The 13,898-nt window shown below is 61.3% G+C and carries 8 protein-coding genes; all 8 read right to left on the reverse strand.

The genetic code is table 11. The features are described from left to right. Positions 1–240: 240 nt before the first annotated feature. Positions 241–2,115: a glycoside hydrolase family 97 protein gene (locus tag VL130_RS14395; RefSeq protein ID WP_325363711.1), complete on the reverse strand. Its 1,875-nt coding sequence runs from the start codon at positions 2,113–2,115 to the stop codon at positions 241–243. Between the two features lie 14 nt (positions 2,116–2,129). Next, entirely contained in the window at positions 2,130–2,273 is a 144-nt protein-coding gene (locus tag VL130_RS14400; protein ID WP_325363713.1) for a hypothetical protein, read from the reverse strand. An 86-nt stretch (positions 2,274–2,359) separates the two neighbouring features. Further along, positions 2,360–4,054 carry a tannase/feruloyl esterase family alpha/beta hydrolase gene (locus tag VL130_RS14405; protein ID WP_325363715.1) on the reverse strand — a complete coding sequence of 565 codons (1,695 nt, stop codon included), beginning with the start codon at positions 4,052–4,054 and terminating at the stop codon, positions 2,360–2,362. A 4-nt stretch (positions 4,055–4,058) separates the two neighbouring features. After that, positions 4,059–6,476: a glycoside hydrolase family 95 protein gene (locus tag VL130_RS14410; RefSeq protein ID WP_325363717.1), complete on the reverse strand. Its 2,418-nt coding sequence runs from the start codon at positions 6,474–6,476 to the stop codon at positions 4,059–4,061. Between the two features lie 38 nt (positions 6,477–6,514). Next, on the reverse strand, positions 6,515–7,399 hold the full coding sequence (locus tag VL130_RS14415) for a hypothetical protein (protein ID WP_325363719.1): 885 nt from the start codon (positions 7,397–7,399) through the stop codon (positions 6,515–6,517). 14 nt (positions 7,400–7,413) lie between these two features. After that, positions 7,414–10,041: a glycoside hydrolase family 3 protein gene (locus VL130_RS14420; RefSeq protein WP_414636290.1), complete on the reverse strand. Its 2,628-nt coding sequence runs from the start codon at positions 10,039–10,041 to the stop codon at positions 7,414–7,416. Between the two features lie 60 nt (positions 10,042–10,101). Further along, positions 10,102–12,189 carry an alpha-L-arabinofuranosidase C-terminal domain-containing protein gene (locus tag VL130_RS14425; protein WP_325363722.1) on the reverse strand — a complete coding sequence of 696 codons (2,088 nt, stop codon included), beginning with the start codon at positions 12,187–12,189 and terminating at the stop codon, positions 10,102–10,104. Between the two features lie 59 nt (positions 12,190–12,248). Further along, positions 12,249–13,805 carry an alpha-N-arabinofuranosidase gene (locus tag VL130_RS14430; RefSeq protein WP_325363724.1) on the reverse strand — a complete coding sequence of 519 codons (1,557 nt, stop codon included), beginning with the start codon at positions 13,803–13,805 and terminating at the stop codon, positions 12,249–12,251. Between the last annotated feature and the right edge of the window lie 93 nt (positions 13,806–13,898).

The raw sequence follows: 13,898 nt of genomic DNA on the forward strand, positions 1-13,898 counted from the left end.
TAAGAAACCACTTAATAATCTGAGCAACAAAGACCGTATCAAGACCAATAGTTTGCAATTCAAAGGTTATTATGAAAATTATTTTTTCTAATGGAATATTTTTATACGTGCTTAATTGTCTGAGTTATTCAGCGGATAAAATGGCACAGATTATCGAGATCCGTCAAAGGCGAACCTCGAAAAAAACGGCCCTTACACCTGTAGTGCAAGGTATGTAACAGGCCCGTTGTAAGGCGCGTTTTATGGCGTAATCACAATCACCGCACCCCCGCCACCCGGCATTTTTACACTGAGAGACTGACCTCGCGATACGGTTCTGACTGTGCGGCTGACCTGATTGGCGCTCGCTCCATCCGACCATATCACTGCGTCCTGCGGCTTGTCCGCGAGGAACGTAAGCGGTATCTCTATGACACGCGCGACTTCGTTGTTTATGGCGCCGACGTACCACGCATTGTTCTTACGCCTCGCGACGACGACGTAACTGTCCGGCGTGCCGTCGATAAAGCGGGTCTCGTCCCACGAGGTCGGTACGGCCTTCACAAAATCGAATCCATCGGCATCGCGATAAGCCGACGGATCATCCGACACCATTTGCAGCGGACTGTCGTAAACGACGTACTGCGCCAGGGCCTGTCCGCGGGTGAAGCGCGTCGAGGGCATGACCTCGGTCTGCACGTAGGCATCCGGATAAGAATTGCGGAATCCGCCTGGGGTATAGTCCATCGGCCCCAGCAGCATCCGCGTATAGGCCAGCTTGACATTATGCGCCGGGGTCACCTTTCCCCACGGGAACTTGTTATATTCGGCGCCAAGGACGCCTTCCTGGGTGATATAGTTCGGATAGGTTCGTGACAGGCCCATCGGCGGGAAGGCGCCGTGCATATCCAGCAGCATGTGTCTTTTTGCCGTAGCGGCGGCAAGCTTTTCATAGAAGGCGACCATTTCCTGGTCGTCACGTTCCATGAAATCGACCTTTATCCCTTTGATGCCCCAGGCGGCGTAGGTGTCCAGCACTTCGTCCATGCGGGGTGCAACGTGTTGCCAGTGCACCCACAGAATCAGGCCAACGCCCCTGGAGGCCGCATATTTCGCAAGCGCCGGCATATCGATTCCGGCTTCGCCCTTAGTGATATCGGTCCGCGGGTCGGCCGCACAGCACGGACCGGTATTGAGCGCCCAACCGGAGTCGATAAGAAAATACGGAAAGCCCGACTCGGCCGCGAAATCGATAAAACGGCGGTAGCGCTCCATGGTCGGCTTGTCTCCGACCGTCGGGCCTGACCACCAGTCCCAGGCCACCTTGCCGGGCTTCACCCAGCTATAGTCGCCCGTCGCCTGGGCGGAGAGATTCCCGATCAGGTGCGATTCGATCAGGTCGCCGGCCCGGTCCGCCATCATGATCACGCGCCATCCGCTCTGCAGGCCATTGGCCGCTTCGACCGCAACCTCTTTGTGATCAAGACGGCTGAAGAGTTGAACCTGCAAGACGCCCTTGCCAGGCTTGAGCGCAGAGCCCGCATAGCCCGACAACCCGGCCTGGACGATGGCGTATTGGGTATTGCCGCTTGGCGATGGACAGACGACCGGATAATCATAAAGCTTGCTCTGGTCGATCTCTGACATCCGAACGGAATTCCAGTCCTTTTCATGAGACGCCGCGTACTCCGAAACAAGGCAGCTTGGATCTCCTGCGGGCCGATATTCGGTGGTTTCACCGGCCAGGGAGACGGCCGCGCCTCCAGGCAGGATGTAGCGCCAGGCGACCCCCTCATTATAGACGCGCACCTCGATGGAGATTTCCCGATGCGCCCCGTCATTTTCCCGGAAACTCAATAGCTCGCCATTGAAATAATCCCGCGCCGTGTCCGCCTTCGTCGCCGTCAGCGCGTGCGTCACATTTTCGTTTTGCGGCGTGCGCTTTACCAGCACAAGATGGGAAAATGCCGGCGCATTCGACAGCTGCAATCCGAGTTGCGAACCCGAAACCACCTCTTCATTCCTGCGATAGGCGGCGTAACCGGCTCCGTCATCCGCGAGGCGGAACTTCACACTGCCATCCGGGGACGACACAACAATCTGGGCTGCGGCGGCAGCAGCAATCAATTCCAACATATCCGTGTCCGTTCCTAGATAGTAACAATCGCCTTGAGCAGATCATCGGGGGTTTTGAGCAATTCCGGCACGCGCCGCGGAAGATCGGCTGCGTCGAGCGAATGAGTATGGAGCTTGTCCACAGGAATAAGGCCATCGCGGATCATATCGATCACCATAAGGAGTGCAGTACTTTTTGGATAAATTGCGCGACATAGTAAAACTTGGAGCGGGAATTTTGATTCCATCAAAAATGCATCCCGCTCTAAGCCGCGCACTCGAAGCTTGAGGCCGACTCCGGATCGCCGCCAATGTACTTCGCCGACCGGGGATAGGCGCACAGCGGCCGCGTCCGTCCCGGCCAAGGCGTGTTCGGTCCCGCTGCGGCAATGACCGTATCCGGCGCCCGGCCCTGTTCCACCCACGCCACCAGGGCGGAGAACATGTCGTAGCGATCGGTAGCGGTTCCGCCGCCGCAATGGCACATGCCGGGCACGGGAAACACCCGGACGAAATCCGCGGCATGGCCACCAACCTCCTGGTTGAGCGTGTCGAACCAGTCCAGCGTATCTTTCAGCGAAAACACCGGGTCAGATTCGCCATGCGGCACGATCAAACGTCCGCCCCGTGCCTTGAAGGCGGAAAGATCCGTGGAGCGGGCGCCGACATCGGTCCAGGCCGAACGCGGAAACAGGTCGGTCGTGGTGTAGATTTTTTTGGTGTCACGGTCGAAATCGAAGTTTAGCCGATAGGCCAGCAGGGCGTCGGGCGCCCCCAGGGCGGTCGGCGGCGAGGTGAATGCCGAGGCCAGGGCCGGGCCGCCCAGAAGCACATTCAGCGGCGGCACCTGGCCATCGGCCGAGCCGATCTTCCATATTCGCCAGTCAGGCGTATTGATCGACGACGGCCAGAACCAGCCGCTGTAAATCGGCGCCCCGCCCGATGTCATGGCCCCAGCCATCACCCGCCGCAGAACGGCGACCTGTCCCGCCATCAGGCAGGCATCGGTCTTCGCGGCGGTACACACCAGGGCCTGAAGCCCCGACAATACCCGGGCGTCCGTGCAGGTCCAGATGCTGGCGACCATGCCATCCTGCAATCCGTCGCTGCCGTCGCACGCTTCGAGAATGACACCGCGCACCAGGTCGAAATCCGTTGTCGAAAACGTCTTCGCCAGGTCGGCTATTTTCAGCGACTCCCGGGGACCGGCCAGTGAGGCGAAGGCCTGAGTATCCCAGGCTTCGGCGACTGCGGCGCGTGGCAGGGCAAAGCCCGGCGCCGAAGCGATGATCCCGTCAAACATATCGGGATAAAGCTGGGCGAAAACCATGCCCTCCTGCCCACCCTTGGAACAGCCGACGAAATAGCTGTATTTCGGTTCGCGGCCATAGACGGTGCGGAGAACCGCTTTTGCCGCTTCGGCCGCAGCCTTGAGCGACGCATGGCCATAGTCGGCGCGCGCCTGTGGATCGAAACCGAACGCCAGGGCGCCATTGTGCGCCGGGTCGGAATTGGTGGCGTTGTCGTGACCCGAATCCTGGCTGATAACGGCATAGCCCAAGGCCAGTGCGACCGGCCCCGCCGAAGACACACGGCCCAAGGCATCGCCGACATCGCCATTGCTGCCACCGCCGCCCTGAAACACCATCCGCGCGTTCCAGTTTTCCGGCAGGCGCATGTGGAAACGGATGGCGTAGGATTGACCGAACTGCCCCTTGCGTTCGTGCATGATGCCCGAAATTTCGCAGTGGGCAGGGATACCGGCGCCGGCGGCGCCGTCTGCAACCGGCGCCGCGCTGACAATGCGGGCGCTGTAGCCGGTCCACGCGATCGTTCGGCCTGTCAGGGAGGCACACGATGCGTCCTGAGCGAGGGCATGAGGCGCATTAAATACGCCCAGGCATACAGCGACCAGGGTCAAGATCGTGGCAAACGAACCGGGCGTTTTGCGATACAGCATCAATTCACACCTTCATCTCGTAGACGCCCCCGGCATTGAGCCGAACCACCTGAAGTTCACCGCCATGGCGCAACCGGACCTCTTCGCCCGGTCGGCCTTTCAATCTCAGTTGCGCCAGTTTCCCCTTAGTCCAGGAGATATCAGCAGCAATGTTGCCACGAACCCGCACGCCGGTCATCCGCCCGGACGGCCAGGCGGAGGGAAGCGCCGGCAGCAGATGGATTTCCTCCCCCCACGACTGGACGATCATCTCCATGATCCCCATGGCGCCGCCGAAATTTCCGTCGATCTGGAACGGCGGGTGGGCATCGAACATATTGGGGTAGGTGCGCTGCGGTCCCAGCAGGGATTTCAGGATAGAGTGGGCGTGATCGCCCTCCCCCGTCCGCGCCCAGCAGTTTATCCGCCAGGCCGTGGCCCAGCCCGTCGACAGGTCGCCCCTGCGTTCCAGCGTCACCTTCGCTGCCTTCACCAGGTCGGGCGTGTCGCGGGGATTGACCTGCGAACTGGGGAAAAGCGCATAGAGATGCGAGATATGGCGGTGTTGCGGTTCCGGCGCCGCGTCGTCCCAGTCTTCCAGCCATTCCTGCAACTGCCCCGTCTTGCCAATCCGGTCCGGCGCAATACGGCTGACTGTCGCTGTGATCTCTGCGATCAGGTTACTGTCGCGCCCCAGCGTCTTGCCGGCTGCAATCGTATGATTGAACAGGTCGCGGATGATCTGCCGGTCCATGGCGGGGCCGGCGCAAACCGAAGAGCCGAAGGGATGGCTGTTTTCGGGCGAAACCGATGGCGAGGTTATCAGGCCGCGACCGCCGGGGTCTTCGATCAGGGTATCAAGAAAGAACAGCGAAGCCCCCCGCAACAGGGGGTACAGTCGCGCTAGCATCGCTTCGTCGCGACTGTAGTCATACTGGTCCCACAAGGTGTTGCACAACCAGGCGCCGCCACACGGCCACAGTCCCCATAGCGGACCGTCGATCGGCGCCGCCGCCCGCCACAGGTCGGTATTATGGTGCGCGACCCAGCCCCTGGCGTTGTACATGGTTTTCGCGGTGCTAGCGCCGCTCACCGCCAGATCTTCGGTCATACCCAACAAAGGTTCGACGCAGGCCGACAGACCGGCCGGGCCGGCCAGCCAGTAGTTCATCTCGGTATTGATGTTGATAGTATATTTGCTGCCCCAGGGCGGGTTCGTGCTGGCGTTCCAGATCCCCTGCAGATTGGCCGGCTGTGTGCCTGGACGCGACGACGAAATCAGCAGGTAGCGGGCATATTGCAGATAAAGCGCCGCCAGGGCGGGATCATCCGCGTTTTCCGACGCCACAATCCGTTGGTCGGTTGGCAGGTCCGTAGCGCCGCCACCGAGATCGACCGTAAAGCTGCCGAACAGCGCCATGTAGTCCTTGATGTGCGCCTGCCTGAGCTGTGCGTAGGACTTCCGCGCGGCCGCTTCACCTTGCCGTCGCACGATGGCGATGGGTTCGCCGCTTGTATCGCGGAAATTCACATAGCTGGTCGCCGCCGAGATCAGCAGGGTCGCGGTGCGCGCGCCCTTGATGGAAAAGTGCGAATCCGAAGCCGAGACCTGGCCATCAGTAATGACCTGAACGCGCATGGCAAAGGTCAGGCCGGCCGGTATACCCTGACTGCTGTTATTTCTGCCGGTAATCAGCCAGGCCTGCGGCCCGTCCTGCCGGATGCGAATATCCTGTCCGTTCGTGCCGACCGCCTCACGCTGCGCCCAGTCCGGCGCTGCGGGTTCGAGGCTCGTCGCGGAGCCGCTGAAATTCGCCGCAGTATATTTCACCTCCTGCGGCCCGCGATAGGCGAGGTCGAAGCCAAGTCTCCTTCCCTTGGCCTCAAGCCGCACGACCACCACCTGGTCCGGCGCGGACGCAAAGACTTCGCGGCTTATCGTTCCCGATGGCGTTGTGTAGCTGACGCCCGCAATCGCCGTCTCCAGGTCGAGATGCCGCTCGTACGGGCTGGGAACGGCCTGGTCGTCAAAGGTCAGCAACAGGTCGCCGAGCGTGCCGTAGGCCATTTGCGACAGCGGCCGCGCCATCATCTTCGCGCCAGCCAGGTCGGTGGCCTCCTTGTAGCGTCCCTCTGCAATCAGCCGGCGCACCTCCGGCAGGGCTGCTAACGCCTCCGGACTATCCGGCGTGTAGGGGCCACCCGACCACAGGGTATCTTCATTAAGCTGGAGGCGTTCCTGGCCGGTACGACCGAACACCATGACGCCCAGCCGACCGTTGCCGATCGGCAAAGCCTCTTCCCAGCGCGAGGCCGGCTGGCGATACCATAACCGGTTCGGATTGCTCTTTCCGCCAGCGGCAGCGGGAAGCGCCGGCGCAAGCGAAAGCGCCGTCATTCCCGAAAGCACGACACGCCGGGACGGCCGGTTCGAATACGCCATGGTCAATCCTCCGCTGGGCAAAACGCCGGTTATTGCCTTCAGAAATTCTTGTGTTCGTAGACAATGCGCTTGTCGGTGCAGTAACCGCAAGCCTCGCCACGAAACTTGCTCGCCGCAGCGTTGTCGCCTTTCAACCGCCAGTCCAGCCAGGCGGTCACGATTTCGGCGCCGATTCCGCCGTTCGGCTCCATGTAGGTGCCGCCATGACCGACCGGAATATCGACATAGGCTGCCGGGATTTGCGAGATACGACTGTAGTCGTCGCGGCCATTGGCGTAGGCGATGTCCGAAGGACCGCCCATGACATAGATCACCGAGCCGTGCAGATCGGCCAGCATCGACTTGTCTACATTGAGGCCGGCGATGGGGTTCCCTGCATTGAAGACGCCGCTGTTCATAATGACGAAGGTCGAGATGCGCGGATCCCTGGCGATGGCGATCGCCTGCAGGCCGCCGCAGCTCCAGCCGGACGCCGCAATCTTTCCCGGCGCGAGCCGGTGGTAATAGAGACTGCCCTCGCGGGCGTTTTCGCGCACCGCCCAGTCGATAGCATCCGTCAGCGATTCCGGCGCGGTCGGCGCGCGTAGCTGGCCACCCTGCGCCGGCGCGGCATTGGCCGGCTGCGGGTGCGCCGAAGGGATATTACCCGGCGCGATCACAAGGTAGCCCTGGGAGGCGATTTCCAGCAGGTGATTGCGCGAACTCGTGCCATCGCCGCTGCATCCGCCATTGCCGAAAACGTAGACCCCGAGCGCACCGTCTTTCACCGCCGCCATGTTTTCCGGACGATAGACCACATGTTCGGGAAGCCCCGCATCTTCTTCAAAAACGGCAGGAAAGGCGCCTGAACCTTCGCCCGCGTGGGCGTTCCCCGCCATAGCCGTAAAGGCCAGCCCACATAACAGTCCGAGTGCTTTTTTCATGATCATGCTCATGGTCAGGGTTCAAGCGTCTGGCCGGACGTTATGGTGAGCGAGGCCGATACCCCGGGCGCTTTTCCGAGGCCGGACCTTTGATCGGGCTGTCCGCCGCCCAGCCAGATATTGACCTTGCCCGGCCTGACCGAACGCGAGCCATCCGGGTTCACCGTGCTGAGCGCGCGGCTGTCGAGCGTGAAGCTGACCGTTTTCGTTTCGCCCGCTTTGAGATGAATGCGGTCGAATCTCGCCAGCGCACGGATCGGCACGTCATTTTGACCCGGATGGCTGAGGTAAAGCTGCACGATTTCATCCCCGTCCATTTGACCGGAATTGGTGACATCGACCGAAACCGTCACCTCGCCGCTTCCCCCAACCTTGCTGGCCGACAGTTTCGCCGGTGCATAGCTGAAGCGGGTATAGGACAGACCATAGCCGAAGGGATACAGGGCTTCCCCCTTGAAGTAGCGATAGGTACGCCCCTTCATGGTGTAGTCGCTGAAGGCCGGTAGTTGATCGACCGAGCGATAGAATGTCACCGGCAAACGGCCGGCCGGGCTGTAGTCTCCGGCAATCAGGCGCGCCACGGCCGCACCGCCCTGGCCGCCGGGATACCAGGCTTCCACGATCGCCGGAACATGCTTGTCTGCCCAGTTGACGCCGAGCGCACTCCCGTTGACCAGGACCAGGACGACCGGTTTACCAGCCCCGCTGACCTGCTCCAGCAGCTTTTGCTGCACCGGCGGCAGGTCGAGGCTGGTGCGGTCGCCGCCGGAGAAACCCGGTGTTTCGACGTGCATTTCCTCGCCCTCGACGCGCTGTGACAGGCCGGCGACGAAGATCACCAGATCGGAAGCCTTGGCGGCCGCGACAGCTTCCTGTGCGCCGGTGTCGGACGGCAGGCTCCAGACCAGCTTCTCGTCACCCGCCGCCTGTCTCTGGAAGGATTCCACCCGGATCGTATTGTGGCTGCCGCCTTCGAGCCGGATCGTGCCTGTGGCAATCGACGGACGCCAGTCAACCCGCCAGGCATCGACGACCAATTTGTCGTTGATCCAGATGCGGTAGCCGCCGTCGGCGTCATATCGGAAACGGTATTCGCCGCTTTCCGGCGCCGTCAGATAGCCATCGAACCGTACGGCGCCGCTGCGCTGTTCGCCGGTCCAGGCCAGGTGCGGCGCAGTTTCTGTTGAGGTTGTCTGCGCGTCGCCTGACGTATCGGCGGCGGTAAAATGGCTTGCCGTGACGCCCATCTCGGTACAGGCCCGGTCGCGGCAGAAGGCCGCGTCGGGCACGGCAGTCATGACCGGATCGATAAGGCCGGAGCCCTTGGCATAGGTGACCTTTGCGTTTGGAAAACGGGCGCGAACACCGGCCAGAACCGTAACCGGATGCGACGGATCGCCATTGTAGTTGCCTATCAGGGAATCGATCGTGTCAGCATTGGGTCCGATCACCGCAATCGACTGCGGCTCGGCTTTCAGCGGCAGCAAATTGCCATCGTTCTTCAGCAGGACCATGGCAGATTCCGCCACATGCTGGGCCAGATCGCGATTGGCCTGCGTATCGTAGTCGGCGGAGGTGATCGCCGGAAAAACCTGAGCGGGCGGATCGAACTGACCGAGCCGGAACCGCGCGCTGAACAGCCGGACAAGCGCCGTATCGACGGCGCTTTCCGGCAGCAGGCCCTGGCGAACGGCGGACGTCACATGATCGGCCTCGTTGGTGTTACCGCAGATCAGGTCCGTGCCGGCCAGATAGGCAGCGGTGACGCCATCTTCCGGCGTGGCCTTATAGTGGTGCGAAGTCTTGTAATAGATGTCGCCGACCGCATCGCAATCCGACACGATAAAGCCCTTGAATCCCCAGTCCTTGCGCAGGTGCGTGACGAGCAGGTCGTTATTGGCGCAGGCCGGCTGGCCGTCGATGGCGTTGTAGGCGCACATGATGGACGCCGCCTTGCCCTCGGTGATGGTCGCCCGGAAGGCCGGCAGATAGGTATCTTCGAGATCGTATCGCGACGGCGCCACATTATCGCGGTGGCGTCCGGCTTCGGGTCCGCTGTGAACGGCATAATGCTTGGGCGTCGCCACCGTGCGGTAATAGACCGGATCGTCGCCCTGCAGACCTTCCACATAGGCCACGCCCATCCGCGCCGTCAGATAGGGGTCTTCGCCGTAGGTTTCCTGGCCGCGTCCCCAGCGCGGATCGCGGAAGATGTTGATATTGGGCGACCACACGGTCAGGCCACGGAACCAGTCGGAACCGCCGAACCGATGGCGGCTTTCCACATACTTGGCGCGGAACTCCACGCTGACCGTATCGGCAACCTGATGGATCAGCGGCACGTCAAAGGTTGCGGCGAGACCGACCGCCTGGGGAAAGACCGTCGCGTGGCCCGCGGCGGCCACACCATGCAGGCCTTCGTTCCACCAGTTGTACTCGCGGACTCCCAGGCGCGGAATGGCCGGCGCGTCGTTGATGAGCTGGGCAGTCTTTTCCTCCAGCGTCATCCGCGAAACCAGGTCCGCGGCGCGTTGCTCAGGCGTGCGCGCCGTGTCCTGATAGCCAGGCCTGTCGAGGGGGTTTTGCGCGAAAGCGACCGGCGCCGCCCCGATCAGCAAGGCGATTGCCGAGACGGCCAGCATCCGGCCGGCGGCATTTCGTATTTGAAGGCGTTTCATGACCATTCCCTGTTGTTGTATCGTCTAGGCGCGTACGAATTCGTAAAGTGCAACGCTGATCGGCGCGATTTTCAGTGGCGTCGAGGTACTGAATGTACTTTCGGCGATCACCACTTCAGGCGGTTTGCCGACCTGGTTCTGCGCCTCCAGGCTTGCGGCGGTCAGCTTCCAGCTACGGCCCGTCCTGCGCACCTTGAAGCCTTCAAGGCTCAGTTGCAGGGGGTGGGCTTCCTCCGTGGCATTGACCACTGCAACGATCAGGGCCTTGCGGTCGGCGGTCAGGGCGGCGGACAGATCGAGCGGATAGGTCGCGCTGCCGGCATTGACGCGCGGCTGGTCGCCGCCGGCCGGATATTCGGGCGCCGGCACCGGCGAATTGCCGGTAACCGCCACCGGAATGGTGCCGAAATGCTGGTTATACATCTGGTAAAGGCGGCCGGTAGCGCTGATCACCGAACGGGTACGATCAACATCCATCCAGCCGGTCGCCATAGTGTAGCCTGCCATGTCGATGAAATCGGAATGGCGGAAGAATTCATGCAGGCACATGCCCATGGCCAGGCAGGTCTTCAGCGTCTGCCGGAAGCTGTAGGCATATTCATCGAAGAAGACCTTGACCTTGCCATCTTTCAGCGCCGGGAAGCGCTTCTTGTACTCTTCCCAGCATTCCACCATGGTGAGAACGCGATTGGCCGGCTGGCGCGCCCATTCGACGAGCGGGCGCTGGACATCGAACAGCTTGCCGGTCTTGATGTCGAATTTCTTGTTTTCGGGGGGATAGGCGTGGGTGGCCAGCGCGTCGAACTTGCCCCAGGCATGTTCGAACATCCCGTAGGCCCAGTCACGATCGGAACCGAATTCGACCTGGGGCTGGCCTTCGATGAAGATGCCCTGCCCTGTCGTCATCTCATCGGCGAAACCGCCCGGCGCAATGATGTAGATCGACGGGTCGACCTTGCGCATGGCGTCGGCGAACAGGTTGTGTTTGACGACATACTGCTTCAGCGGAATATGGCCCATCTGCCAGTGGCCGTACATTTCGTTGCCGATATTCCAGTACTTGACGCGATAGGGTTCAGGATGGCCGTTGGCGGCACGTTTAGCGCCCCATTCGGTATCGGCGGCGCCATTGATATATTCGACCTGTTCCGCTCCCGATCGCGGTTCGTCGAAGCCAGTGCTTACTGACCAGCTCGGTTCGGCATTGATCAACTGGCACATTTGCAGCAGTTCATCGACACCGACATCGTTCGGCTGGGCAAAATTCCACACCGGGTCGAGGATGGGCGGTCGTTTGTCCGGATCGCCGATCGTATTCTTCCAGTCATAGCTGGAAATGAAATTGCCCCCCGGAATGCGCAGTATCTTGCAGTCCATCTCCTTCATCAGGGCAATGGTGTCGGCACGGAAGCCCTTGATATTGTCGGCCGGCATCAGCGAAACGGCGCCGATGCTGAACGTGCCGCCGCCCGTGCCGGTGATTTCCAGACGCGCCTCTTCCGTGTCAGCCTGCGGCAAGAAACGCAGGGGTGCCGTGCTCCAGTCCTTGCCAGCCGGCACCCTGATCGTCTGACGGTCCCCGGCGCCATTGCCCCAGATCAGGGTGGCGGAGATATCGGCCTGGCCGTCGGCGGCGACAACGACCCGCCCAACATAGTCTGTCCGCCCCCTCAGGATCAGGCCGGATTGCGCGATGCCCCGCGGTTCCGAAGCCGTCAGCGCAACGACGGGCGACTGCTCGCCGACCCAAGGCGTCTTCCGGTTCATCGATACGGCGTTGTCTGGCCCCACCGGAACCCACTTATTGACGACACGCATCTGCGAAACGGAGCCTTCCACCTTCGGCGCCGGCGTGGAATCGATCGCATTGTAGAATTTGCGGTCGTCGAGCACCTCGCTCCACAGACTGTGATTGATCAGGTTTCCGATGTGCTCAAGAAAACCGCCGTAGAGAAACGGATTGAGCGGCGCGCCTTCGCGGCCGACCTGGATTGTCGAGGAAATGGACGCGCGCGTCTGCGACAAAGCCGGAAAGCCGGCGAACAGGCTGGCGGTTACGCCGGCCAGAAGGGCCTGACGGCGGGACAGGGCAAGTTTGTTATCGGTGTGCATGGTAACCTCAAAATCCAGGAAAAGAATAAGGCCCGCCGAACGCCGGCCGGCCAGGGTGGTTACAAACTAATGGCGATCACGGTGACGGACGACGGCGCGAGCTGGACAACGGCCTTACCGTCCTTCAGCTTTACAGTCACGGCTTTGGGCGTGACCGTATTCGGGGCGTCGAAGGTGTTTGCGGAATCCATCTTCGGCGCCGCCAGGGTCTTTCCTGTCACGGACTTCGCCTTGACGCCCAGGAAGGCGGTGTCGATTTCCACCGGCTTGTTTGGATCGAGATTGGTCAGCGAGACGTAAATCCGACCGTCCGTCCCCTTGGCTGCAATGGCATCAACGCGCGGCAGGCTGATATCTCCGTAGGTATAGACCCCGGCATCGAGCTTGACCGGGATGAAGGTCGCGTCCTGGAACGGCACGTACATCTCGAAGACATGGTAGGTCGGCGTCAGCAGCATCTTCTCCTTGTCGGTCAGGATCATCGCCTGCAGGACGTTAATCATCTGAGCGATGTTGGCCATGCGGACCCGGTCGGCGTGACGGGCGAAGATATTGATGTTGAGCGCAGCAAGAACCGCATCGCGCTGGGTATTTTGCTGCATCAGGAAGCCGGGATCGGTGCCTGGCGTCGGGGCGTACCAGGCGCCCCATTCGTCGACGACGAGGGAGACCTTCTTTTCCGGGTCGTACTTGTCCATGATCGCCGAGTGCGTGGCGATCATGTTTTCCATGCCGAGGGTATCCTTGAGAATAACCGCGTATTCCTTTTCCCCGAAGCCGACGGCTTTCTGGGACACCGGAAATCCACCGCCCGTCGTATAGGCGTGCAGCGAAAGGCCTTCTATGCCCCAGGCCCAGCTACGCCCCTGATAGGCCTTCATCACCGCTTCGGTATAGGCCGTATCGCCCCCGCTGGGGCCGACGGCAATGCGCTCCATCGGTTGCGCCGGATTGTAATTGCGCACGAAGCGGGCATGCATTTTCATCTGGCTGACGTAGAAATCGGGCGTCATGCCGCCACCGCAATCCCAGCTCTCATTACCCAGGCCGACAAAGGGCACCTTGTACGGTTCCGTGTGGCCGTTTTTCGCCCGTTCCGCCCCGATGGCGTCACCGGTGCTGGCCGTCATGTATTCCAACCATTCGGCCGCCTCGCTCACCGGCGCAGAGCCGACATTGACGGAGACATAGGCATCGGCGCCAACCTGGCCGGCGAAGTCCATAAACTCGTCCGTTCCGAACGTATTGGGTTCGATAACCCCGCCCCAGTTGGCGTTCATCATCGACTTGCGTTCCGGGCCAATACCGCGGCGCCAGTGATATTCATCGGCAAAACAGCCGCCCGGCCAGCGAACGACGGGCACCTTGACCGCCTTCAACGCAGCCACCACATCATTGCGGATACCGCGGGTGTTAGGGATGGTGGAGTCCCTGCCGACCCAGATACCTTCGTAAATACCGCTGCCGAGATGCTCGGCGAACTGACCGAAGATATGGCGATCGATTTTGGCGCCCGGTTGACCGGCGTCGACCGTGACGGCGATACGGTCCTGCGCCAGCGCCGGCGAGCTGAACGCCGTCAGGGACAAGGCAGTAAATAGAGCAATCGACTTCATGATACCTCCCGATTTCGGCTCCGCCATAACGGAGCGTTTGTTATTTGCGGCCGTTGACAGCCATTATGATAGCGCTACCATTTCGTGGCGAAT

It is taken from the genome of Asticcacaulis sp. (assembly GCF_035497195.1).
In the GTDB taxonomy this organism is placed as follows: Bacteria; Pseudomonadota; Alphaproteobacteria; order Caulobacterales; family Caulobacteraceae; genus Asticcacaulis.